The 22,405-nt window shown below is 43.1% G+C and carries 21 protein-coding genes and 1 pseudogene; 7 read left to right on the top strand and 15 right to left on the bottom strand.

The window, feature by feature from the left end; genetic code table 11:
- Positions 1–309: 309 nt before the first annotated feature.
- From lysM to FTV52_RS08145, 6 genes are all read right to left on the bottom strand, one after another.
- Entirely contained in the window at positions 310–783 is a 474-nt protein-coding gene (gene lysM, locus FTV52_RS08120) for a peptidoglycan-binding protein LysM (RefSeq protein ID WP_004972325.1), read from the bottom strand.
- 246 nt (positions 784–1,029) lie between these two features.
- The gene (acpP, locus tag FTV52_RS08125; RefSeq protein ID WP_001279871.1) at positions 1,030–1,266 is read right to left on the bottom strand and encodes an acyl carrier protein; all 237 of its coding nucleotides are present in this window, start codon (positions 1,264–1,266) and stop codon (positions 1,030–1,032) included.
- Between the two features lie 83 nt (positions 1,267–1,349).
- On the bottom strand, positions 1,350–2,084 hold the full coding sequence (gene fabG / locus FTV52_RS08130; protein ID WP_019837736.1) for a 3-oxoacyl-ACP reductase FabG: 735 nt from the start codon (positions 2,082–2,084) through the stop codon (positions 1,350–1,352).
- The gene (gene fabD, locus FTV52_RS08135) at positions 2,081–3,067 is read right to left on the bottom strand and encodes an ACP S-malonyltransferase (protein WP_096902067.1); all 987 of its coding nucleotides are present in this window, start codon (positions 3,065–3,067) and stop codon (positions 2,081–2,083) included. The genes fabG and fabD overlap by 4 nt, the downstream gene beginning before the upstream one ends.
- 204 nt (positions 3,068–3,271) lie before the next feature.
- A complete protein-coding gene (gene rpmF / locus FTV52_RS08140; RefSeq protein ID WP_004972331.1) occupies positions 3,272–3,454 on the bottom strand; it encodes a 50S ribosomal protein L32 in 183 nt (60 codons plus the stop codon).
- Between the two features lie 76 nt (positions 3,455–3,530).
- Positions 3,531–4,088, bottom strand: coding sequence for a DUF177 domain-containing protein (locus tag FTV52_RS08145; RefSeq protein WP_131260705.1), 558 nt, complete (start codon positions 4,086–4,088; stop codon positions 3,531–3,533).
- A 98-nt stretch (positions 4,089–4,186) separates the two neighbouring features.
- Here FTV52_RS08145 and FTV52_RS08150 point away from each other — a divergent pair, with 98 nt between their 5' ends.
- From FTV52_RS08150 to rluB, 6 genes and pseudogenes are all read left to right on the top strand, one after another.
- Positions 4,187–4,849, top strand: coding sequence for an elongation factor P hydroxylase (locus FTV52_RS08150; RefSeq protein ID WP_096902070.1), 663 nt, complete (start codon positions 4,187–4,189; stop codon positions 4,847–4,849).
- Positions 4,850–4,940: 91 nt separating this feature from the next.
- Positions 4,941–5,558 carry an L-threonylcarbamoyladenylate synthase gene (locus FTV52_RS08155; RefSeq protein WP_004972336.1) on the top strand — a complete coding sequence of 206 codons (618 nt, stop codon included), beginning with the start codon at positions 4,941–4,943 and terminating at the stop codon, positions 5,556–5,558.
- Between the two features lie 68 nt (positions 5,559–5,626).
- A complete protein-coding gene (locus FTV52_RS08160; RefSeq protein ID WP_096902074.1) occupies positions 5,627–5,899 on the top strand; it encodes a hypothetical protein in 273 nt (90 codons plus the stop codon).
- A gap of 227 nt (positions 5,900–6,126) precedes the next feature.
- Complete coding sequence (locus FTV52_RS08165; protein ID WP_179990527.1) at positions 6,127–6,921, top strand: ScpA family protein; 795 nt, start codon at positions 6,127–6,129, stop codon at positions 6,919–6,921.
- Positions 6,918–7,511: an SMC-Scp complex subunit ScpB gene (gene scpB, locus FTV52_RS08170; RefSeq protein WP_154320996.1), complete on the top strand. Its 594-nt coding sequence runs from the start codon at positions 6,918–6,920 to the stop codon at positions 7,509–7,511. The genes FTV52_RS08165 and scpB overlap by 4 nt, the downstream gene beginning before the upstream one ends.
- Positions 7,512–7,552: 41 nt before the next feature.
- Positions 7,553–8,473: pseudogene (rluB, locus tag FTV52_RS08175) on the top strand (23S rRNA pseudouridine(2605) synthase RluB); the annotation flags it as partial.
- Between the two features lie 331 nt (positions 8,474–8,804).
- On the opposite strand, the gene bioD reads toward rluB, so the two are convergent.
- The 6 genes from bioD to bfr form a co-directional block, all read right to left on the bottom strand.
- On the bottom strand, positions 8,805–9,455 hold the full coding sequence (bioD, locus tag FTV52_RS08180) for a dethiobiotin synthase (RefSeq protein ID WP_179990530.1): 651 nt from the start codon (positions 9,453–9,455) through the stop codon (positions 8,805–8,807).
- Entirely contained in the window at positions 9,452–10,261 is an 810-nt protein-coding gene (gene bioC, locus FTV52_RS08185) for a malonyl-ACP O-methyltransferase BioC (protein WP_179988531.1), read from the bottom strand. The genes bioD and bioC overlap by 4 nt, the downstream gene beginning before the upstream one ends.
- Positions 10,262–10,269: 8 nt before the next feature.
- Positions 10,270–11,427, bottom strand: coding sequence for an 8-amino-7-oxononanoate synthase (locus FTV52_RS08190; protein ID WP_004972348.1), 1,158 nt, complete (start codon positions 11,425–11,427; stop codon positions 10,270–10,272).
- Positions 11,424–12,707, bottom strand: coding sequence for an adenosylmethionine--8-amino-7-oxononanoate transaminase (gene bioA, locus FTV52_RS08195; protein WP_179990564.1), 1,284 nt, complete (start codon positions 12,705–12,707; stop codon positions 11,424–11,426). Before bioA ends, FTV52_RS08190 begins: the two co-directional genes overlap by 4 nt.
- 99 nt (positions 12,708–12,806) lie before the next feature.
- The gene (locus FTV52_RS08200) at positions 12,807–13,538 is read right to left on the bottom strand and encodes a hydrolase (RefSeq protein WP_179990532.1); all 732 of its coding nucleotides are present in this window, start codon (positions 13,536–13,538) and stop codon (positions 12,807–12,809) included.
- Positions 13,539–13,726: 188 nt separating this feature from the next.
- Entirely contained in the window at positions 13,727–14,191 is a 465-nt protein-coding gene (gene bfr / locus FTV52_RS08205; RefSeq protein WP_004972356.1) for a bacterioferritin, read from the bottom strand.
- 324 nt (positions 14,192–14,515) lie between these two features.
- Between bfr and FTV52_RS08210 the strand changes: the two genes are divergently transcribed.
- On the top strand, positions 14,516–15,577 hold the full coding sequence (locus FTV52_RS08210; protein ID WP_136144292.1) for an aldehyde reductase: 1,062 nt from the start codon (positions 14,516–14,518) through the stop codon (positions 15,575–15,577).
- Positions 15,578–15,663: 86 nt separating this feature from the next.
- On the opposite strand, the gene ligA is transcribed toward FTV52_RS08210, so the two are convergent.
- The 3 genes from ligA to smc all read right to left on the bottom strand — a co-directional run bounded on the left by ligA (position 15,664) and on the right by smc (position 22,400).
- Positions 15,664–17,700, bottom strand: coding sequence for an NAD-dependent DNA ligase LigA (ligA, locus tag FTV52_RS08215; RefSeq protein ID WP_004972359.1), 2,037 nt, complete (start codon positions 17,698–17,700; stop codon positions 15,664–15,666).
- A gap of 184 nt (positions 17,701–17,884) precedes the next feature.
- Positions 17,885–18,934 (bottom strand): cell division protein ZipA C-terminal FtsZ-binding domain-containing protein, encoded by a 1,050-nt coding sequence (locus FTV52_RS08220; RefSeq protein ID WP_179988528.1) that lies wholly within the window; start codon positions 18,932–18,934, stop codon positions 17,885–17,887.
- Between the two features lies 1 nt (position 18,935).
- Positions 18,936–22,400 carry a chromosome segregation protein SMC gene (gene smc, locus FTV52_RS08225; protein ID WP_179990534.1) on the bottom strand — a complete coding sequence of 1,155 codons (3,465 nt, stop codon included), beginning with the start codon at positions 22,398–22,400 and terminating at the stop codon, positions 18,936–18,938.
- Positions 22,401–22,405 lie beyond the last annotated feature (5 nt).

Below are 22,405 nucleotides of genomic sequence, written 5' to 3' on the forward strand. Positions count from 1 at the left end.
GAAAGTTGGGTGTATTTCTTCATTGTGTGCTTTCCAATTGCGAGTTGAAAAAGTCTAATGATTCTATGAATACACCTAACTTTTTCAACTAACTACAAATGTGTTGCACTTGGGATTTGAATCTGCGTTTTTAAAATTTCTACAAACCTTTAAAAATCGTCATCTTACAAAATATTTATAAAACAAAGCCGTTTTTTTACTTCTTTTATTCATTATGAGAATAGGACAATAATCTAACCCCCCAAAAATGACAAAAAATAAAATAAAAAAAGGCGCATCACGCGCCTTTTTTATTCAGGCTGCTCACATTTAAGCTGGAATACGCAACACTTGACCAGGGAAAATGTCATCGGCATTTTTCAATAATGGACGGTTAGCTTCAAAGATTTTGTTGTATTGGTTGGCATCCCCATAAAATTCTTTAGAAATTTTAGATAAGGTATCGCCTGATTTTACTGTATAGAACTTGCTTTCTGGTTCTGGGGTTGCAACTGTGAGTTGATCATCTACTTGTGCAACATGGTCAATATTACCCACTGCAAGAATAATTTTTTCACGGTCTGCCTGACTGTTGACCTGTCCACGCACTGTCGCTAAGTCAGTAGTTGCGTTATAACTCACCGATAAACCTGTCACAGGTAAGCCTAAACTTTTCACATGCCCCAAAAGTTTATTGGCAATTTCTTGTGCTGATGGTTCTGCAGGTGTGCTTGGTGCAGCTTGTGGCTCTGCAGGTGCTGTATTTTTCTTACCAATCCCTTTTACAAAATCAAAAAGACCCATGAGGTGCTCCTATTTTCTTTTCTGCTGTTATAAAGCGTCACTCATTTGCATGAGCACGATGTTCTCATTTATTTATAACTAAAAAATAAGCCACTTCGGTTGTGATTAGACATTAGCTTGGTAACAAAATGTAAACTGCATCACATATTCAAAAACAAGCCGTTTTTCATGTTTCATTTTAAAACTCCAGCACATAAAAAAGCCACCTTGCGGTGGCTTTCATTTCAGCAGAGCTGAAATCAACAATTAACCAAGTTTTTTAGTTACGTAGTCAATTGCTGATTGAACTGTTGTGATTTCGTTAGAATCTTCGTCTGGGATTGTGATGTCAAAATCGTTTTCGAAAGACATTACAAGCTCTACTAAGTCTAAAGAGTCAGCACCTAAGTCATCCATAAAAGATGCTTCGTTTTTGATTTCTTCAGCTTTAAGACCAAGTTGTTCTGCAACCGCTTGTTTAACGCGTTGTTCGATATCGCTCACAGGAATTCTCCTCATTGCTTGTGGCGTTTTTAATGCCGTTAGTTTAATTGAATCTATAAAATTTTGAAAGTTTATACTTGAGCTTAGCTCATGTATAAACCACCATTTACGTGTAACACTGTACCAGTGATGTAACCAGCTTTGTCAGAAGCCAAGAAACTCACTGCATTTGCGATATCTTGTGGATCACCTAAACGGTTTAATGCCACTTGCTCACTCATTTTTTTGCGAATTTCTTCACTTAACTGATCTGTCATTTCAGTTGCAATAAAGCCCGGCGCAACCGAGTTTACTGTAATTTGACGACTGCCCATTTCTTTGGCAAGGCTTCGGCTGAATGCTTCAATACCGGCTTTTGCCGCAGAATAGTTGGCTTGTCCTGGGTTCGCAAAATGTGCCACCACAGAACTAATATTAATAATGCGTCCAAAACGTGCTTTGGTCATGCCTTTCAAGACACGTTTAGATAAACGGTAAACTGCCTTTAAGTGAATGTTGAGAATGTCATCCCAATCATCTTCTGACATACGCAGTAACAAATTATCTTTGGTGATACCCGCATTGTTGACCAATACCAAAACTGAACCATAGCTTTGTTCAATGTCAGAAACTAAGGCATCAATGGCAGCACCATCACGAACATCTAAAACTTTACCTGCACCGTTTTCTGCAAAACTTGCCGATAATTTTTCTGCGCCCGCTTCAGAAGTGGCAGTACCTACCACAAAAAAACCGTCTTGAATAAGTTGCTGAGCGATGGCTGCACCAATCCCTCGGCTTGCACCTGTGACTAATGCAACTTTACGTTCTTGTGTCATGCAATTTTCCCTTCTGCCACCAAAATGGCATTTAGCGCATCTTCCATACGACTTTGTGTGTCGAGTGGGAATGCTTTTTCGATATTCGGTAAACGCTTCGCAAGATTCGCCAATACGTTGCCTGGCCCACATTCCACGATATATTCAATACCTTGATCTTGTAGATATTGCATAGTTTGTGTCCACTGCACCGATTGATACAATTGCGCAGTAAGTGCCTGACCTAATTGCGCAACATCTGCCGCGATTCCAGCGTTGACATTTTGTATTACAGGAATACGCGGTAGCTCAATGGCAGTTTGTTCCAAAGCTTGTGCAAACTGTTCTGCCGCAGGTTTCATCAATGAACAGTGCGAAGGTACAGATACAGGCAGGGCAATGGCTTTACCGCCATTTTCTTTGGCCAATGCCATTACTGCTTCGACTAAAGTTTTATCGCCTGCAATAACCACTTGCCCTTGTGCATTGTAGTTGGCTGCTTCTACCGAGCCACGACCTTGCACATTCACTTGTTCACATAGCTCAAGCACTTTGGCATCTTCAAGGCCTAAAATGGCAGCCATTGCGCCCTGACCTTGTGGCACAGCGTTTTGCATTAATTTGCCGCGCAAGTTTACCAGTTTAACGGCATCGCCCAAGCTCAAGCTGCCTGCAGCTACTAATGCGCTGTATTCGCCCAATGAGTGTCCTGCCAAATATTTTGGTGCAACACCACCCAACTCTAACCACACACGCCATAAAGCGATACTTGCAGTGAGTAATACAGGCTGAGTAAATTCTGTTTGGTCTAAACCTTCACCACTTTGTGCAATGTGCCATAAGTCAAAGCCAATCGCTTCAGAGGCTTCTGCAAATGTTTCGCGCACACCGCTAAACTGTTCTGCAAGCTCAGCCAACATACCGGCTTTTTGTGAGCCTTGACCAGGAAAGACAAATGCAGTTTTAGTGGCTTGAGCTGCTTGCTCGAGTCGTTTAGCAGACATAAAAAATCCTTTAATTAAGATGCGCAAATTGTAGTTTTTTGCAGCTACAACCCACACCTTCTCATGTAAGCTCAGTTATGGAGCGGAAATTTAACACTTAATTTTGTTTTTAGTAATTGCCAAATACAACAAAAATCGGGCACAAAAAAAGGGAGCTTACGCTCCCATTTTTTCTACTAAGCTTGACGCTTAATACATCACCAATTATTCAGCATCTGCTTTAGCGAATAATTGACGACCACGGTAGAAACCATCTTTAGTTACGTGGTGACGACGATGAGTTTCACCAGTAGCTTGGTCTACAGTTAATGCATTCTCGGTTAAAGCGTCATGTGAACGGCGCATGTCACGGCGAGAGCGACTTTTACGGTTTTGCTGAACGGCCATGATGGCTCCTTACAAAGATCGAAAAAATGGATCAGAACAAATTGAGTTGTCTTAACTAAAAATTATAACATAATTTTCAGTTAAGTTTACCTTTCAAACTTGCCAAAACATCAAACGGATTATCACGTTTTTCTTCGGCAATGTTCTGAATGGCAGGTTGATGCTTATGCTCGCAAGCGTCATGCTTAGGAGATAAAGGCAACAACAATAACAATTCATCTTCTATAAGTGACAGTAAATTAGCCGTCGCAGGCGAATCATAATCGCCTTTGGTGGTGGCTTCACTTTCACCTAATACAATGAAATCAGCATCCTCATCCAAGCGCTCTATCAGTGACTCATCATCCACAAGAGCTAGATGAAAATCTGAAACGAGGTCTATTTCTACAGAACCCAAGCAGCGTTGGCATTCCATTGGAACTCTCGTTTCAATATGACCATCTAGCCATACAATGCGATGATACGCATCCATTGATAGCTTACAGTCTATGTTAACCAATTGATCATCAATTGATCCAACAGCTTCACGGGCGATACGAGCAAAGCGAGACAATGGCAGGTTACCTGACCATGTAAAGCCCTGTTCAGCCCATTTAAACGGCTCAATCTGTGCCGGAAAGGTATTTGCTGACATAATTAAGGCGGCAATTCTACAAATTCATCAGTACTCTGTCAAAGATTAAGATACAATTTTGTACTTATTTAGACAGACCAATTTTGGGTAACACAGTCATGCATCTGTTGCAGCCGCAAACAGAAGTGAATTTTTCATCACTTGTGAGCACACTTCCAACCACCAATTCTGACACTTCGCACCCCCAAGTGCAACTCTCGGACTGGGCAAAACTCAATACAGAAACGGAACAGGTGGACTGGCTCATCTTACACTTTAATCACTGGTTTTCCCACCTAAATGTGAACTTGGTCAAAGGTGATTTTGAACCTGAGTACTTTCCTGCCACGGCAACACAGCCTGCACGTATTCAATTTGCACATGGTTTCTTTAATAGCGCTTTACATGAAATTAGCCATTGGAGCATCGCGGGCGAACAACGACGTTTACTGCCAGACTTAGGCTATTGGTATGCTCCCGATGGTCGTACTCAGGAACAACAAGCCTTATTTGAACAGGTTGAAATTAAACCTCAAGCCATTGAATGGCTGTTTGCTCAAGCGTTTGGACGAAAATTCCGTGTATCTTTAGATAACCTGACCGGTGAAGGTGGAGATGGCCGCACATTTAAAGACAATGTCTTTGCCCAAGTGCAGCGTTATTTTAACGGAGAAGCCAAATTACCACGCGATGCAAAACGCTTTATTGAATGTATTTGTTACTGCACCCGAGGTGGCAAAACATTACAAATTGCAGAGTTTGAACGAAAAAATTTGGATTAAATGTAATAAAGCACAAGGCAATGATTGCAACTGACATCAATCCCCTTTCATAATGAGCCTAACGTCACATTTACGCTACTGAGGAATTCATATGTTGCATTTAAGAGTACATCCTGAAAATCCACAGCCGCGTCTAATCAGCCAAGCGGTTGAACGCATACGCGCAGGCGATGTGGTGGTCTATCCAACCGATGCTGCTTATGCGATTGGTTGCCAAATTGGTAATAAAAACGCGATGGAGCGCATTTCACAAATTCGTGGTTTAGGTGCAAAACACCAATACGCCATTATTTGTGCCGATTTATCGGATATTGCCACCTACGCCAAAGTGGACAATGCCATGTATCGTCTGCTGAAAAACAATACGCCTGCGGTCACCACATTTATTTTACCTGCGACCAGTGAAGTTCCGCGTCGCTTGATGCATCCCAATAAAAAAACCATTGGTTTGCGTATTCCAAGCAACCCCATTTGTCGCATGCTGCTTAAAGAATTAGGCGAACCTTTACTGACCAGCACCCTGATTTTACCGGGGCAAGAAGACCCTTTAGATGATCCATACGAGATTGATCTACAACTCAACAAACGTATTGATGTACTGATTGATGGTGGCTTAGGCACACTTAGCACCACCAGTATTATTGATTTATCGGGCGACAACCCGCAAATTGTGCGTCGTGGTGTGGGAGATGTGAGTGCTTTTGAATAAGCATTCACTACCTTCAAAGTGATTGACAGCACGGCAGTTTAAAAGCCTTGCTTGCATGAATTAAACCGATGACTTTATTTCAGGTATTGTTAAATTTGCAGCAGTTCTCGGATGAGATGCACATTTATGTGCAACATCCTTGGACATTAGAGTCCGATGCAATCGTATGTTCCAAAACTGCATTCACAGCAACAATGCCTGAACCTCCCGCTACTTATACTTATTTTTTAGATGCAGCATTATGCAAAGCACTTTTGGCACAATCAGAAAGCCGTAATCTTTGCCTGCAAGATAGCTGCATGGCAATGATTGAATACGCATTACAGAATAAACAGAAATAAATACTTAAAGATTGAATGAGTTAATTTTTACAACTTGCCTTAAATCTCCCTCAATCCCGATTTATTTTAGGCTTTTTTTGATATTTGGTCGTAGAACAGATTTATTTCAATCACGATATCCTTTAGACTAGCCGCTATTAATTCTGAGCTATTTCTCCATCTCCTTCTTATCTGAAGCGGAAATAGCATTTGCATGCTTTTGAAAATTCGCGTGGCCCAACACTGTAATGAATCAATCCCTCCACAATGCGATGGAACCTGCCCAACACATTCGTGTGTTAGATGAGTGGCAAGAGTCGATTCCTGAGGATTTGTATATTCCTCCTGCAGCATTTGAAATTCTGTTAGAGCATTTCGAAGGACCACTCGACTTTTTAATTTACCTGATTCAAAAAAATGGCTTCGATTTACTTCAGTTAGATATTGCCCCGATTGCATCGCAATATTTGTCGTATATGAATGCCATGAAATCGCTAAATATTGAACTGACTGCCGATTATATGGTGATGGCGGCATTACTGGCCGATTTAAAATCCCGCCTATTGTTGCCTAAACCTGCCAGTATCAGCAGCATTGAAAAAGACCCAAAACAAGAGCTGATTGACCGTTTAGAAACCTATTTAAGAGTCAAACAAGCAGCTGAACGCTTGGGGCAAATGCCTGTTTTAGAACGCGATACTTTTGCTACCAATGTTAGCTTAGGGCATACCGCAGTCAATAATGTCGGCTATGCAGCCGATCAATTACGTGATGCCTTGTTCTGCATTTTTAATCGTCCTGAACCTGTCACCCATCAAATTTTGCAAGAACCTGTTTTACTTGAAGAACGGATTGCATTTATTGAAGCCAAACTCGCATCGGGTGAAGTACTGAGTTTTGATGCGTTGCTAAAACCAAGTCAGGGACGCATGGGCATGGTTGTGACCTTTATGGCGATTTTAGAACTGACTCGCCAGCAAAAAGTGTGCATTATCAGCAGTGGGATTGAAACACCATTGAGCATTCAAGGGGCGCAGGCATGAATCCAGAACCCATGATTTCTAGCTTGTCTGAAGGCGAACAACAGCATGAAGTGCTGATGCAACTCGAAGCAATTATTTTTGCCAGTGACAGTGCTGTGTCTTTAGCGCGTCTGAAAGAAGCTTTTCAAGATAAATATAGCAAAGCGCAATTACGCCAGTTTTTACAACAATTGGCCATGTTACAACATGGTCGCTCGATTGAACTGATCGAAACCGCACAAGGTTTCCGTTTTCAGGTGCGGGCAAAGTATCGTACAATTATTACACAGGTGTGGCCTGAACGTCCGACCCGACTTTCGCCCTCACTGCTAGAAATACTGGCGGTGATTGCCTACCACCAACCTGTGACCCGAGCAGATATTGAACAAATTCGCGGAGTATCAAACAATAGTCAAATTTTACGCACATTGTTTGATTGGAACTGGATTAAAGAATCAGGTTTCCGAGAACTCCCAGGAAGACCTGCGTTGTTGGTTACAACGCCTCAATTTTTAAATGCGTTTGGCTTGAATTCCTTAAGTCAATTGCCTCCCCTACAGGATGCCAAGGAAGCTTTCATGGCACTCGATGCATCTGCGTCTGTGTCTTGAATAGGTAAACTGTTGATGATCATTTCTAAGGTTATGCTGTCATGAGTGAAAAGTTGCAAAAGGTACTCGCACGAGTAGGCTTGGGTTCTCGCCGTTATATGGAAGAAGTCATTGCCGCTGGTCGTGTGAGTGTCAACGGCCAAGTTGCCCAAGTGGGTGAACGTATCGAACCAGGTGATGAGCTTCGCATCGATGGTCGTAAAGTTCAGTTCCAAATTGAAGATGAAATTCGTCGTCGTGTTCTGATTTACTACAAACCAGAAGGCGAAATTTGCTCACGCAACGACCCAGAACAGCGCCCAACTGTATTTGATAACCTGCCTGCAATTGCCAATGATCGTTGGGTAATGGTTGGTCGTCTGGACATTAACTCGACAGGTTTATTGCTATTCACCAACGATGGTGAATTAGCCAACCGTTTAATGCACCCATCGAACGAAATTGAACGTGAATATGCAGTTCGTGTGATGGGTGAAGTGACACCACAACTGAAAAACAACATGCTGCGCGGCGTAGTGCTAGATGATGGCCCTGCCAAGTTTGAATCTTTCTCTGAAATTGGCGGTGATGGTATTAACCGCTGGTATCAAGTGGTGGTAAAAGAAGGTCGTAACCGCGAAGTTCGTCGTATTTTTGAATCACAAGGTCTGAAAGTCAGCCGTCTATTGCGTACCCGTTACGGCACGGTAATTTTACCGCGTGAATTACGTACAGGTCGCTGGATGGAATTGGATAAAAATGACATCGATAACCTTGCCAAAGCGGTTGAGTTAAAACCACGTCAAGGCACAGGTTTGTACGGCATGGCAAAACGTCGCAATGAGCGTATGCAGGAAAAACCGTTGGCAGCACGTCGTGGTGGTTTCTTGCGTCAGCAACGTCGTGACACCGAAGAAGCTGCACAAAACACAGGTTTTGCACCGCGTGAACGTCGTCAGGACGGTAACAGTTACGGCAACCGTGAGCGTCGTCAAGATGGTAACAGCTATGGCAACCGCGAACGTCGCCAAGACGGCAATAGCTATGGCAACCGTGAGCGTCGCCAAGACGGTAACAGCTATGGCAACCGCGAACCACGTCAGGATGGTAACAGCTACAGCAACCGTGAACCACGTCAGGATGGCAACAGCTACGGCAACCGTGAACGCCGTGACGAAAATGCACCACGCAAACCGTTTGGCAATAAAAGCTTTAAAAAATTCTAAAAGCTGAAATATGCCAAATTGATAAAAAGCCACACATGAATGTGTGGCTTTTTTATTGGGCAAATTTGTTGGAAAAAAATAATAAGGATTAGATATTCGGCAATACAGGAATTTCAATCCACTGTGCCTTTGGAAAGCTTTTTGCCAAATAATTTTTTAAATATTTGGCAGTATCCTGCGAAATTAAAGGGTCTTGTGATTCATCGTTCAAATTATATGCCAATGCATGCAAATTCAAACCACGTGTTTTTAAAGCTTCCAAACTGAGCAAAGTGTGGTTAATACTGCCCAAACGACCAGAACTCACCAAAATAACAGGATACTGTTTTTGCTCAATATAGTCGATGGTGAGCAGGTCTGTGGTCAGCGGCACCATGAGCCCGCCTGCACCTTCCAATAATACCGCATCATACTTTGCCGCCAATTGCGCAGTTGCAGCCTCAATTTTAGCAAAATCAATCTCACGACCATCAATTTGTGTAGCCAAATGCGGTGAAGCAGGATAACTAAAAATTTCAGGCATGGTGAGCTTGTCATCATCTTCAGGCAACCATTCACTGCCCATAATTTTACGATGCTGCTCAATATCTTCTGAAACGTCTTGATTGCCTGTTTGAATCAATTTTTGGGTAATAGTCTGAATACCCTGTCCATTCATGGTCTTGGCCAAATAACCTGTGGCATAGGTTTTACCAATCCCTGTATCAATACCACTCACAAAATAAACTTGAGCTGTCATGGCATTCTCCGTGCAAGACAATAAATAGGATGATACGTGAGCGTATAACTTTTTTGCTGTGAGCTATGCTGCTGACTAAACTGTTCATAGCCCCGATAAAATTCGGTTAAAGTCGTTTTGTTCCAACGCTGCCCTTGTGCTGTACCCGTGACACCTGTGGCTTTTAAATGCTGCAAAATCTGTTTGGGATGTTCAAAACTTAATGATTCAAGCTGCTCTGAACAGTGTAATACTTCAAAGCCCTGCTGTTTAAGCTGTTGTTGTAACGCATCCATACTCAAATAATGTAAGCCTTGACCTGTTAATTGCTTAATTTCAGTCAAGTTTTGAGGGCCAAACGTCGAAAAGCACAAATACCCTTGCGGCTTTAACGCTTGATTCGCCTTGCGCAATAATGCTCCAAAATCTTCCACCCATTGCAAAGCCGAACTCGAACAAATTAAATCCAAAGACTGCGGAAAATCGAGCTGTTCTATATCGCCAATTAAGCCATGAATTTGCGTACTAGTTGTTTGAGGATGATGCAGATACGCATGCAACACTTCGGCATATAAATCATTTAAAGTCAGCTGTTGAATTTGAAATTCACGCAGTAGCAAGTCGGTTAAATTCCCTGAACCACAGCCGATTTCCAAGACGTTTTCAAAGCAAGGCTGAGGTTGATCTGACAACTTTTGCTGCACAATATATTGCTGCATTTTTGCCATTAACTGCTGACAAATTTGCTGCTGTACCACGGCATGCGTTTTATAACTCTGATGAGCGCGGGCAAAACGCTGTGCCACTTGTGCCTTATCTATACGCATACGCACACTCAAAGCAAATCCAGTAACTGTGTTAAATCTGCCGTTTCAAATTGCGTATTTAAACAAATCCGCAGTCTTGAACTGCCTTGCGGCACAGTCGGTGGACGTACAGGCATCACATAAAAACCTGCAGTCTGTAACTGTCGGGCTTTGCTTACAGTTGCAGTAGAGTCGCCAATAATCACAGGTACAATTTGCGAAGTTGATGGGCAAGCAAAACCTTTGGCCTGAATCCCCTGCTGTATAGATTGGCTCAAGGCCGCCAAATGCTGACGCTGTGCCTGCATGTGCACAATCTGATTCAGCATAAACTGCGTCCACGCCATACAAATAGGTGGCTGTGCGGTACTAAAAATTAGCGGGCGCATCCGATTAATTAGGTAATCACGGATAATCGGATCACAGATCAAATATCCCCCAACTGAAGCAACGGCTTTGCCAAACGTCCCAACCAGAAAATCAATGGCATCAATCACGCCATATTGTTCGGCACAACCTAAACCTTGCTGCCCACGTACGCCAATCGCATGTGCTTCATCGACATATAACATGACTTTGGCAAAATGCTGTTTCAGCGCGACCAATGCGGCTAAATCAGTTTCATCACCATCCATACTAAAAATGGATTCAGTCACCACAATAATGCGTTCATAATTATCATCGGCATGATATTGCGTCAGCAATTGCTGCAAATGTGCCAAATCATTATGCCGATAACGCAAATATTTTGCAGATGACAAACGAATGCCGTCAATCATGCTGGCATGTACCAGTTTATCGGCCAAAATTAGGGTTTTCGCATCTGCCAATGCAGGTAAAATACCAATATTCATGTGATAGCCGCTATTAAACAGCAAGGCAGCTCGCCCATGAAATAATTGCGTTAATGTGGCTTCAAGCTGTTCATAGGCAGGGAAATTTCCAGTCAGCAAACGTGATGAAGATGCACTCATTAAACGCTGTGCATTGGGCGTTTCATCAAAAAACTGTTCACGTAAGCGCAAATCAGAGGCTAAACCCAAATAATCATTGGAAGATAAATTCAGCATCTGCTGTTGCTGAATTTCAATTGTTTTACCTTGCTGCTGATTGCTGCGAAATTGACGAAAATTGCCCTGTTGGCGAAGCTGATCAAGCTGTTCTGCATAGTGATCGAGTAAACTCATGCGCTCGCTCCTTGCATACCTGTCACCACCTCAGCCAATTGCTGCAATAAAGTATTTAGTTCTGCTGCTGTAATCACATACGGCGGCATCACATAAACCAATTTACCAAATGGACGCACCCAAATACCGCGTTGCACAAATTCTTGTTGCAGGCTTTGCATATCGACAGCATGTTTAAGTTCTACCACACCAATTGCACCTAAAACTCGCACATCCTGCACCCATGCCAAATTAGCCAATGGTGTTAAATGCTGTTCAAGTTGCTGTTGTATACGTTGAATATTGGCTTGCCAGTCTTGTTCTAATAATAATTGGGTACTTTTTACTGCAACCGCGCAGGCCAGTGGATTTGCCATAAAGGTCGGGCCATGCATAAACACACCTGCCTCACCTTGCGAAATCGTTTCTGCAACATGCTTCGTGGTCAATGTGGCAGACAAGGTCATATAACCGCCTGTCAGCCCTTTGCCGATACACATAATATCGGGTTCGACCTGTGCATGTTCCCATGCAAACAACTTGCCTGTACGCCCAAAACCTGTGGCAATTTCATCAAAAATTAACAACACATCATATTGTTCACAGAGCAATTTGGCTTGACGCAAATATTCAGGATGATAAAAGCGCATGCCGCCTGCACCTTGCACAATCGGCTCAATAATCATGGCAGCAACCTGCTGATGATGCTCTGCCAAACTTTGCGCCAATTCTGCAATATCAGCAGGATTCCATTCTTGATCAAAGGCTGTTTTCGGTGCAGATACAAAATAACGACGCGCCAAACTTGAGCCAAAAACCTGATGCATCCCTGTGACAGGATCACAGACCGACATGGCATTCCATGTATCGCCATGATAGCCAGAACGGGTGGTAATAAAATTGGTTTTCTCGGTTTTGCCTTGTGCTGTCCAGTATTGCACCGCCATTTTCAGCGCCACTTCAACAGCAACTGAACCTGAATCTGCATAAAAAATTTTATCTAAACTCGGTGGGGTAATTTCGAGCAGCAAACGCCCTAACTCAATAGCAGGACGATGGGTCAATCCACCAAACATGATATGCGCCATACTGTCGAGTTGCTCGGTCACAGCACGGTTCAGTTTAGGATGGTTGTAGCCATGAATCGCACACCACCACGATGACATGCCATCAATCAACTGGCGACCATCTTCAAGTTCAATGGTGCTGCCAAATGCCCGCTTAACCTTAAAGGTTGTTAAGGGCTGAGTCATAGAGGTGTAAGGATGCCAAAGATGTTCACGATCAAAAGCCAAATCCATCTGTTCTGTCATCCCACCATCATCCTTGATCTTGTAAAAAACTTGATGTGCTAAATCTTAAACCTGTCTACAGATAAAATAAATTGCGAGATTTGTCACTTATGGACCTGTTGGCGGGTTTTTCTGTAAATATTGGCAGATTTTGCTAGTCAACTCATCGGCATGGAACAATGGCAGCCCATGCGAGCCTTGCAAAACATCTACGCTTAAAAACTTTGCAGCTAAATTTTGCAGTTTAGCTGCAACTTTGCAATCAACTAAAACATCATGCTCGGCAAAAAGATGATACTGCAGACCTGTATAATTTTTAAGCTTAGTCACCAAGTTTAAGTTTTCCAATAAATCCAAACCGTGTTGAAGCAAAGATTGCGGCTGTGGCTGAACCAAACTTTGTAATTGTAATAGGTCGGTTTTACTACTAGTGACACCCTGACACACCATAAAACCAAAACGCTTTAGGGTCAGAATTGGGTCTTGTGCAAAAGATTGTTTAAACTGGGCAAACGTGGCTTGTGGCATAGCGGTATCCCAATCGGCTTGTGCAACAAAACACGGATTGGATGCAATGGTAATTAAGGTTTTATATCCTGCATATTGGCTGGCAATCGCATCGACCAGTAGCGTTGCCAATTGCCCACCCAGTGACCAGCCCATAATTACATCAAACTGACGTGCAAATTCAACCTGTTGCTGCATGACTTGAGCATCAGTAGCGTTAAAAATATTGATGAGCTCAACCCGAAAACCTTGTGCAGTTAAGGCTTGCTGTAACGGATTTAAGAGTGCAGTACCACCGCCCCAGCCTGTAATCAATAAAATCTGTTGTTGCACGTGGCTTGCTCTCAAGTTAGAAAATCACCTCAGTATAATACTGAATCGGCTCAATCGACATCTGCAAAGCACCAAGATACATCCTTAAAAAAACCAATTGATATAAAAAAGCCAATCTATAAAAACCGATCTATAAAAAAACCCGACTTATCATAAATCGGGTTTTGGTCTATTTTGCTTTGATCAGATTACATTTGCGATTGAATGTAGTTTTGTAAACCAATCAATTCAATTAAACGTAATTGTTTTTCCAACCAGTACGTATGATCTTCTTCTGTGTCGGTCATTTGCTGACGCAACATATCACGGCTGACATAATCGCCTTTTTCTTCACACAATTTTACGCCTTGCGCCAATTTTTCACGTACTTCGTATTCCAGTTTTAAATCGGCTTTTAAGCAAGACACCACATCTTCACCCACGTCGATGTCATCGCGCTGCATATTTGGAGTGCCTTCAAGGAACAATACACGACGAATTAAAGCATCGGCATGCTGCGCTTCTTCCTGCATTTCATGGTCAATGCGCTCAAAAATTTTGCTTAAACCCCAATCTTCATACATACGCGAATGAATCAGGTATTGATCGCGAGCAGCCAGTTCGCCACCAATCAACATATTTAAATAGTCTACGACTTCTGGATTGCCACGCATTTGCTGTACTCCCTTTCTTAATCCAGTCATTATGGACACATTCAGGCAAAATTGCAAAAGTTAATTATTGTAAACCCATGATTTTTATAAAATTAAAATGAGAAACATACGCATTTGCAATATAACTTAAAAATTCCCATATATAAAACAACTGCTTGGCAAAACTTAGCTTTAAAAATGACAATACAATGATTTTGCATCATTTTGTAAATATTGAAAGAAACCATACTTTGACGCTCAAGTATCGTAAAAAACGCCTAAAAAGCGGATTTTAAAACCCAGCTGCTTTATGATAATCACGAGTTCCATCACTTTCTTAAAATAATGACAAATCTAAATACATCTGCACCCATTTTAGTCACAGGCGCAACAGGCTATATTGCCAGTTGGGTCATTAAAAACCTGCTTGAACAAGGACATACCGTACACGCGACGGTGCGTGATCTGAAAAAAACCCACAGTTTTCAACATCTGACTGATATCGCGGCAAAAAGCACAGGCAACTTACAATTATTCCAAGCCAACTTACTTGAAGAAGGTGCTTTTGATCCCGCCATGCAAGGTTGTGAAATCGTGCTGCACATGGCCTCGCCTTTTGTGGTCACCAATTATAAAGATGCCATCAAAGACATTATTGAGCCTGCCGTAATTGGCACTGAAAATGTGTTAAACAGCGTTAATCGTACTGCATCGGTAAAGCGTGTAGTGGTGACTTCAAGTATTGCTGCAACCTATGGCGATGCGATTGATATTTTAAATACGGCCAATAATCGCTTTGATGAAAGTCACTGGAATACTAGCAGTAGCCCTGAGCATCAGCCTTATCCTTATTCAAAAGTGGCAGCTGAACGCAAAGCTTGGGAAATCGCAAAGGCACAAAACCGCTGGGATTTGGTCTGTATCAACCCTGCTTTGGTGCTTGGCCCATCGTTGACCAAAAACACCCAATCGGGCAGCGTGGAAGTGTTATTGCAGTTTGCCAACGGTATGACCTTGGCAGGTGTCCCTGCTATGTGGAATGGCATTGTCGATGTGCGTGATGTTGCCGATGCTCACATTCAGGCCGCATTCAACCCTGCTGCTGAAGGTCGCTATATTATTAGCGGTGGCACACTCAGCTTATTGGAAATGGGCAAAATTTTAGCGCAGCACTTTGGACGTAAATACCCTTTCCCACGCAATCAGTTACCTAAATTTGCCTTTAAAGCCTTTGGCCCTCTACTTGGTTTTTCCCGTAAATTTGTGGAACTGAATATGGGCTACCCAATTTATTTTAATGCGGAAAAAAGTCAGCGTGAATTGGGTATGCACTACCGCAATATTGAAACCAGTCTAGTCGAACATTTTCAGCAACTCATTGATGATGGCATTGTGAAGAAACGTTAAACCTTCGACTTCTCTCAGTAAAAACCAAGGCACTTCATCGTTGAAGTGCCTTTGTACCTATTAGTGGATAAAATGTAGGATGATGCTTATTCAAGCACACCATATTCCTGCATCAGCTGAATAAACTCAGCTTCATTCATGACCTGCACACCCAACTTCTCGGCTTTTTCCAGCTTTGAGCCAGCTTTCTCACCCGCCACGACACATTTGGTTTTACCCGAAACACTACCACTCACCCGTGCACCCAAAGCCTGCAACAACTGAGTCGCTTCATCGCGTCCCATTTGGCTCAACGTCCCTGTAATCACCCAACTTTCACCATTCAAAGGCTGACGTGTCGGTGCAATCGGAGCATCCCAATGAATGCCTGCAGCTAATAAACGATCCAACACTTCTAAATTATGCGGCGCTTGGAAAAAGTCCAAAATCCATTCTGCCGTAATATCTCCCACATCTGGAGTTTTCTTTAACGCTTCTAAATCAGCTTCACGCAAAGCCTCTAAAGTCTGAAAAGTATTGGCAAGCATCCGCGCGGTGGTTTCGCCCACACCACGAATTCCCAAGGCATAAATAAACGCAGCCAAAGTAGTTTTTTTGCTGTTTTCAATCGAGTCAATCAAGTTTTGAACCGACTTCTCACCCATTTTTTCAATGCCGAGCAAAGTGTCGCGGTGTTCGTGTAAATGATAAATATCAGCCACATTTTGTAGCAAGTTCAGATGCAGTAATGACTCCACCCAACGATCACCCAAACCTTCAATATCCATGGCTTTACGTGACACAAAATGACGAATCGCTTCAATACGCTGTGCCGCACAATACAAACCGCCTGAACAACGCGCCAAAGCCTCACCTTCAGGCATCACCACAGGCGAATCACACACAGGGCATTGTTCAGGTAAATGCACTTCTTGCGCATCGGCAAGGCGAAATTCAGGCCAGACTTTTTCAACTTTGGGAATCACATCACCACTACGGTAAACACTGACCGTATCGCCTAAACGCACATCCAAACGGTGAATTTCACCAATATTATGCAAAGTAACATTGGATACCGTCACACCACCTACCGCAACGGGGTTTAAACGTGCCACAGGCGTCAACGTACCTGTGCGCCCCACTTGCCAATCAATATTTTCAATGGTGGTTAAAGCGGCAACTGCAGGGAATTTATAGGCAGTCGCCCAGCGCGGCTCACGACTTAAAAAGCCCAATTGCTGTTGCTGTTTCAAGTCATTGACCTTGACCACCATGCCATCAATTTCAACGCTTAAATTCGGACGCTCAAGGTTAATTTGCTCATAGGCCGCCTGAACATCTTGAATGCTCTTGCAGACAAAATGACGTTCGCCAATTTCAAAACCAAACTGCCCCAACCATGCCAAACTGTCGGACATGGTGCTTTGTCCATGAGGCGGCACACATTGCGCAATGCCATAAGCATAGAATGCTAAAGGACGTGAAGCCGCAATATTCGGGTCTAACTGACGCAAACTGCCTGCTGCTGCATTGCGTGGATTGGCAAAGGTTTTTTCACCTTTGGCTGTATTGGCCGCATTGAGTTTTTCAAAACCAAGTTTTGGCATCAACACTTCACCACGCACTTCCAAAAATTCAGGAATAGCCGTTTCTGTCGCACTCAAAACTTTCGGTAAATTGCGGATAGTTTTGACGTTGTGGGTAATGTCTTCCCCTGTTTCCCCATCACCACGGGTCACACCACGCACTAAAACACCATGTTCATACCAAAGTGAAATCGCCAAACCATCAAATTTGAGTTCGACATCGTATTCAATATTTTGGTTGGGCAAACGCTCTTCGACACGTCTTGCAAAGGCAAATAATTCTTCCTGATTAAACACATTGCCTAAAGACAACATTGGCACAGCATGTGTAACCGTGGTGAACTTTGCCAAAGGTGTGCCACCGACTTTATTGGTCGGTGTATCGGGTTGAACTAAATCTGGATACTGTTGTTCCAACGCTTTTAGTTGATGGAAAAGCTGATCATATTCACTGTCTGCAATTGTCGGTTGATCCATCACATAATAGGCATGATTGTGCTTGGCAAGCAGTTGAATCAATTGACGCATTTGCGCCACGACGGTTAAATCTACAGACATATTTTCCACCATAAAAAAGGGCGGTCTTGTTCCGCCCTTCAATTTTTTCTATGTAGCGCATGCTACAGCTTGTATTGCTGCGCACATTATAAAAATGCGGCTGCAAAGTTGCAATTTATCCTACTGCACTCAGTTCATTTGCCAAACACTTGACGTAGCTTATACCCAGTACGAGATCGCAATTCTAGACATGACTTGCCTGACCAGCACGATAATCTATCGCCTGATGACGCCAGTGTTCACGTAATTGTGGAGTAAACTCTAAATGGTTTTGGTCATAGACCGTTCCATCAATTTCACGTGCAATCAGTCCTGAAATGCTGACCATGGTATCAAAGGCATTTTGCACATCGCTGTGCGGCAAAGCGAGGAAGAACGCTAAACCTTTAACTTGTTCGCTCGATAAAGTTTCTAAATCAAAACCATCTGCGCCTTCATCATTAATTTGTAAAACTGAAAATAATAATTTAGTGCCATCTTCGTTATAGCGATGGAAACATGACATTTCACCGAAACGTAAACCATATTTCATCAAGACTTTTAAGGCTTTATCGCCCGAAAGTATGCGACGTTCAGGGAAGACATTCAGCGCGATAAAAGATTCAGCGGTTGCCAAGGCACTTTCTTCATCCATGATTTTTTGTTCATGCAAATGCGAATCTAAAATGCTGCTTTCTTCATTAAATTCTGAAATTTCGGCAGTTTCAATGTGTTGATTCAGACTGTATTCAGTCGAAGCTTTGTTTTGCTCGACAGTCTGCGCATTCGGTTCAGTTTCTACAATCACTTGCTGAATTTCATCCGATAATGAATATTCTGAAGTTGTCGCTGTCGGGCTTGGCGTGTCTTGTGCAACTTCAGACTTCGATATCGTTGTGGATGGATCAAGCTCAGAATTTTCTGTATTTGCCTGCAAACTCGGTTCAACTTTGTCAGTTTCTGTGCTTGAAGAAGCCACGACATCATCCGTTAAAGCCTGTGGTTCAGACTTGGCAGGCGCATCTTGCGTAACTTCATCTACCGTTAAAGTCGGCTCCACACGCGGTGGCGTAGCGTCGCTTTGCAATTGGTCACGTACATGGCGTGGAATAATCGGTTTTTGGCTTTCTGCATTAAATTGCAGTTCCGAATCTAAGGATGGCGCTGAATCTACAGGTTTTTTTAGAATCATTTTCAAACCAAACGCCATGATCACAATAGCGATGACAATTCCAACGATTGTGGTGATTTCCATATTATGCCTCCGCGACTAGGCCGTATTCTGCGGCTTCTTCTAAATTTACGGTTACTAATTTTGAGGTTCCCGGTTCAGGCATGGTAACACCTAAGAGGTCGGTTGCCATCGTCATAGCAAGTTTATTATGTGTAATGTAAATGAATTGCACTTGTTCAGAAAGTTCTTTTACTAAATTACAAAAGCGCCCCACGTTAGCATCATCTAACGGTGCATCAACTTCATCGAGTACGCAAAATGGCGCTGGGTTTAAACGGAAGATTGCAAAAACCAAAGCCAAAGCTGTCAGTGCTTTTTCACCCCCTGAAAGTAAGGCCAAAGAACTGTTGCGCTTACCTGGTGGACGCGCCATCAATTTCACCCCAGATTGCCAGTCATCTTCCAAGCTCAGACTCGCTTCACCGCCATTAAAGACTTTAGGAAACAACTCCTGCAATTCGGTATTCACCTGATCAAAAGTATTCATAAACAGTTTACGAGTTTCCTGATCAATACTTTTCATTGCCGCCTGTAACTGCGAAACGGTATTTTCCAAGTCTTCAATTTGATGGCTTAATTCTGCAAAACGGGCAGATACTTCTTCATATTCTTCCGAAGCCGCCAAATTGACCGCACCCAATTTATCAAACTGTTGCTGCGCTTTCGCCAGTTTTTGTTGATGCGCAGCGACATCAATCTGCAAACCTGTGATGATCTCGCTGTTTAAATCTTTTAACTGTTCAGAATAATGCTGATAGTCCGACTTTGCCGATTGCCATGCCAAGCGCTTTTCTTCGAGTTTGGCACGTAATTGTTCATCTTGCTGCTGTTGCTGCTGCCGTTGCTCGGTCAGTTGCTGCTGTTTGGACTGCACACTGTTCAATTCCACTTGCCATTCCTGCCAAGTTTTTTGCAGCTTTTCAGTCTGCTGCTGCTGCTCTGAAAACTGAGTTTCCAAGTCAGGCAACTCCAACTGAACAGGATCGACAAACTTTTTGGCTTGTTCCATTTGCGCCACAATTTGTTGATATTGTGCTTTTAAGAAAGTGGCATCTTTTTCTAACAGTTCAATTTGCTGCTGAGTTTGTACCGCTTGACGACGTAACAGATCCACTTCTTGTTGCTGCTGCTGAAACTGTTGCTGTGAACTATCCAGCTGCTCATTCAGCTGCTCGACCTGAAATTGCAAGATTTTATACTGCGGTAAGGCTTGCTCAAGTTTAAAAGCCAAAGCATGCAAATCAATTTCCAGATCATCTTTTTGCATGGCATCTTCTTCAAGCTGCTCATCTAATTGTGCCAATTGATGCTGTAATTGCTGTTGCTGTACTGCAAAAGCCTGTGCCGCACTTTCGGCTTTCGCCATTTGCACATCTAGCGTTTGCAAGGCTTGCTGTTGCTGTTTGAGCTGTTGCTGTTGTTGCTGCAATTGCTGCTGCAACTGTTTTACCTGTTGCTGCAATTCAGGCAGTTGCTGTTCTGCTTGCTCATATTGTGGCAGTTGCAACGCCAACGCCTGTTCAATTTCATCCAAGCGAATCCGATGGCTTAATGCCCCTTGCCCTGCCTGTGCCGCTTCATCATAAAACAGCCCGATTACCCAGTCTGCTCCCACATGATAACCATCTAAACTAAGGATAGACTGCCCTGCTTGTAATTGCACTTGCAATGCCAAAGCCTGCGATAAACTTTCTGTAATTGCGACACTTTGCCACAAGCTACTTTGCGGTGAAGCAATCCAGTCACTGAGCGACTCACACCCCGAAAGCTGTATTTTTGATGTTTTTGAATCTACAGCCAAATGAATTTTTAGCTGACGTGCGCGGCTGTCCTGAAATTCAATATCTGCTTCTACCACCTGCGCAGATAACCATTTAGCCAAGAACTTTTCAATTAAATTGGCATGTGGTTTCGCCACATCTGCAAGTTGTAATACTTGCATCAACTGCACCACATCGGTTTGGGCTTTTGGACTTTGCTTAATGAGCAATTGATTGAGGTTTTTCTGTTCTGACTGCAAAATCTGAATCTCAGATTTTAAGGTCGCACACTGTGCTTTGTGCTCATTATAGTTGGTCTGCAACGTGGCGAGTTGCTGAGTGCTGTCTTGAATATTCTGTTCTAGTGTTAGCATTTCAGCCTGCAAGCGGGTCTTTTCGTCTTGCAGTTGTTGCATTCTCTCTTGCTGATCTTGCGGCTGAATTTGTGCAAACTGCTGTGTCAGGGTTTGTTTTTGCTGTTCAATACGGCTGATATTTTTGGCTAACTGCTCACTTTGCGCCTGCATGTGCACATGCTTTTGTTGTTGCTGTTCTACTTGCGCTTTGACTTGGGCATATTGTGCAGCTTGGGTTTGTTGCTGTGCTTTTAAATCCTGAAATTGCTGGCTCTGCTGCTGCGCCAAATGATCTTGCTGCTGTAGATTTGCCTGTTGGTTTTCTTGCTGATCGACCAAACTCTCTAGCTGCAATTCAATCAACTGCAAACGCTCTTTGGTTTGTGCTTTTTGTTGTTCAAGCTGCGATAAAGTCGCGGTATTTTGCTGAAACAAACTTTGTTTTTGTTCCAAAGTCATTTTCAGTTCAGCCAGTTTCTTTTCTGCCTGTTGCCATTCTTGCTGTAGCGGTGTCGATTGCTGAATCAAACGCTGAAACAACTCACTGGTCGCAGTTAAGTCATGTTCCAAAGTGGTCAGCTCAGAGCGCACCAATTTAAAACTTTCCCCTAACTCATTCATACTCAGGGTATATTCTTGCTGTAAACGTGCACTTTGTTCACACTGAAAAGACAACACTTCGACTTTAATGGTGCGAATTTCGCTCTCAAGCGCTTTGTATTGAATTGCTGTTTCTGACTGACGTTTTAAGGTTTTTAATTGCGATTTTAGTTCTGAAGCAATATCTTCCAAACGCGCCAAGTTCTGCGTGGTGTGATCCAAATGCAGCATGGTTTCACGACGACGCGCCTGATAACGTGACACGCCTGCCGCTTCTTCAATAAACACCCGCATTTCTTCAGGTTTAGCATCAACCAAACGATTAATCATGCCCTGTTCAATAATTGCATAAGAACGCGGGCCTAAACCTGTACCCAGAAAAATATCGGTGATGTCACGACGACGACACTTGGTTCCATTTAAAAAATATTCAGACTTACCATCACGGTTGACCTGCCGACGTACCGACAGTTCATTATAGGCGTTATAAGCACCGCCCAATTTGCCATAGGTATTGTCAAAACGCAGTTCAACACTGGCTACACCTACAGGTTTGCGTTTGGCAGTTCCTGTGAAAATTACATCCTGCATACTGCCGCCACGCAACTGGCGCGCACTAGATTCGCCCATCACCCAACGAATGGCGTCAATCACATTGGATTTACCACAACCATTCGGCCCCACCACAGCGGTACGGTTGGCTTTAAAATGTAAGGTCGTACTGTCGGCAAAAGATTTGAAGCCAGAAAGTTTTAAACTGCTTAAACGCATAATGT

The sequence above is a fragment of the Acinetobacter sp. YH1901141 genome (assembly GCF_013416935.1).
Taxonomy (GTDB): domain Bacteria; phylum Pseudomonadota; class Gammaproteobacteria; order Pseudomonadales; family Moraxellaceae; genus Acinetobacter; species Acinetobacter towneri.

What these genes read in the sequence shown, in the direction of transcription:
- lysM (WP_004972325.1), bottom strand. Translation starts at nt 783, where the DNA reads ATGGGTCTTTTTGATTTTGTAAAAGGGATTGGTAAGAAAAATACAGCA.
- fabG (WP_019837736.1), bottom strand. Translation starts at nt 2,084, where the DNA reads ATGACACAAGAACGTAAAGTTGCATTAGTCACAGGTGCAAGCCGAGGG.
- fabD (WP_096902067.1), bottom strand. Translation starts at nt 3,067, where the DNA reads ATGTCTGCTAAACGACTCGAGCAAGCAGCTCAAGCCACTAAAACTGCA.
- rpmF (WP_004972331.1), bottom strand. Translation starts at nt 3,454, where the DNA reads ATGGCCGTTCAGCAAAACCGTAAAAGTCGCTCTCGCCGTGACATGCGC.
- FTV52_RS08145 (WP_131260705.1), bottom strand. Translation starts at nt 4,088, where the DNA reads ATGTCAGCAAATACCTTTCCGGCACAGATTGAGCCGTTTAAATGGGCT.
- FTV52_RS08150 (WP_096902070.1), top strand. Translation starts at nt 4,187, where the DNA reads ATGCATCTGTTGCAGCCGCAAACAGAAGTGAATTTTTCATCACTTGTG.
- FTV52_RS08155 (WP_004972336.1), top strand. Translation starts at nt 4,941, where the DNA reads ATGTTGCATTTAAGAGTACATCCTGAAAATCCACAGCCGCGTCTAATC.
- FTV52_RS08160 (WP_096902074.1), top strand. Translation starts at nt 5,627, where the DNA reads ATGACTTTATTTCAGGTATTGTTAAATTTGCAGCAGTTCTCGGATGAG.
- FTV52_RS08165 (WP_179990527.1), top strand. Translation starts at nt 6,127, where the DNA reads ATGAATCAATCCCTCCACAATGCGATGGAACCTGCCCAACACATTCGT.
- scpB (WP_154320996.1), top strand. Translation starts at nt 6,918, where the DNA reads ATGAATCCAGAACCCATGATTTCTAGCTTGTCTGAAGGCGAACAACAG.
- bioD (WP_179990530.1), bottom strand. Translation starts at nt 9,455, where the DNA reads ATGACAGCTCAAGTTTATTTTGTGAGTGGTATTGATACAGGGATTGGT.
- bioC (WP_179988531.1), bottom strand. Translation starts at nt 10,261, where the DNA reads ATGCGTATAGATAAGGCACAAGTGGCACAGCGTTTTGCCCGCGCTCAT.
- FTV52_RS08190 (WP_004972348.1), bottom strand. Translation starts at nt 11,427, where the DNA reads ATGAGTTTACTCGATCACTATGCAGAACAGCTTGATCAGCTTCGCCAA.
- bioA (WP_179990564.1), bottom strand. Translation starts at nt 12,707, where the DNA reads ATGGATTTGGCTTTTGATCGTGAACATCTTTGGCATCCTTACACCTCT.
- bfr (WP_004972356.1), bottom strand. Translation starts at nt 14,191, where the DNA reads ATGCGTGGCAATCCAGAAGTCGTAGACTATTTAAATATGTTGATTGGT.
- FTV52_RS08210 (WP_136144292.1), top strand. Translation starts at nt 14,516, where the DNA reads ATGACAAATCTAAATACATCTGCACCCATTTTAGTCACAGGCGCAACA.
- ligA (WP_004972359.1), bottom strand. Translation starts at nt 17,700, where the DNA reads ATGTCTGTAGATTTAACCGTCGTGGCGCAAATGCGTCAATTGATTCAA.
- FTV52_RS08220 (WP_179988528.1), bottom strand. Translation starts at nt 18,934, where the DNA reads ATGGAAATCACCACAATCGTTGGAATTGTCATCGCTATTGTGATCATG.
- smc (WP_179990534.1), bottom strand. Translation starts at nt 22,400, where the DNA reads ATGCGTTTAAGCAGTTTAAAACTTTCTGGCTTCAAATCTTTTGCCGAC.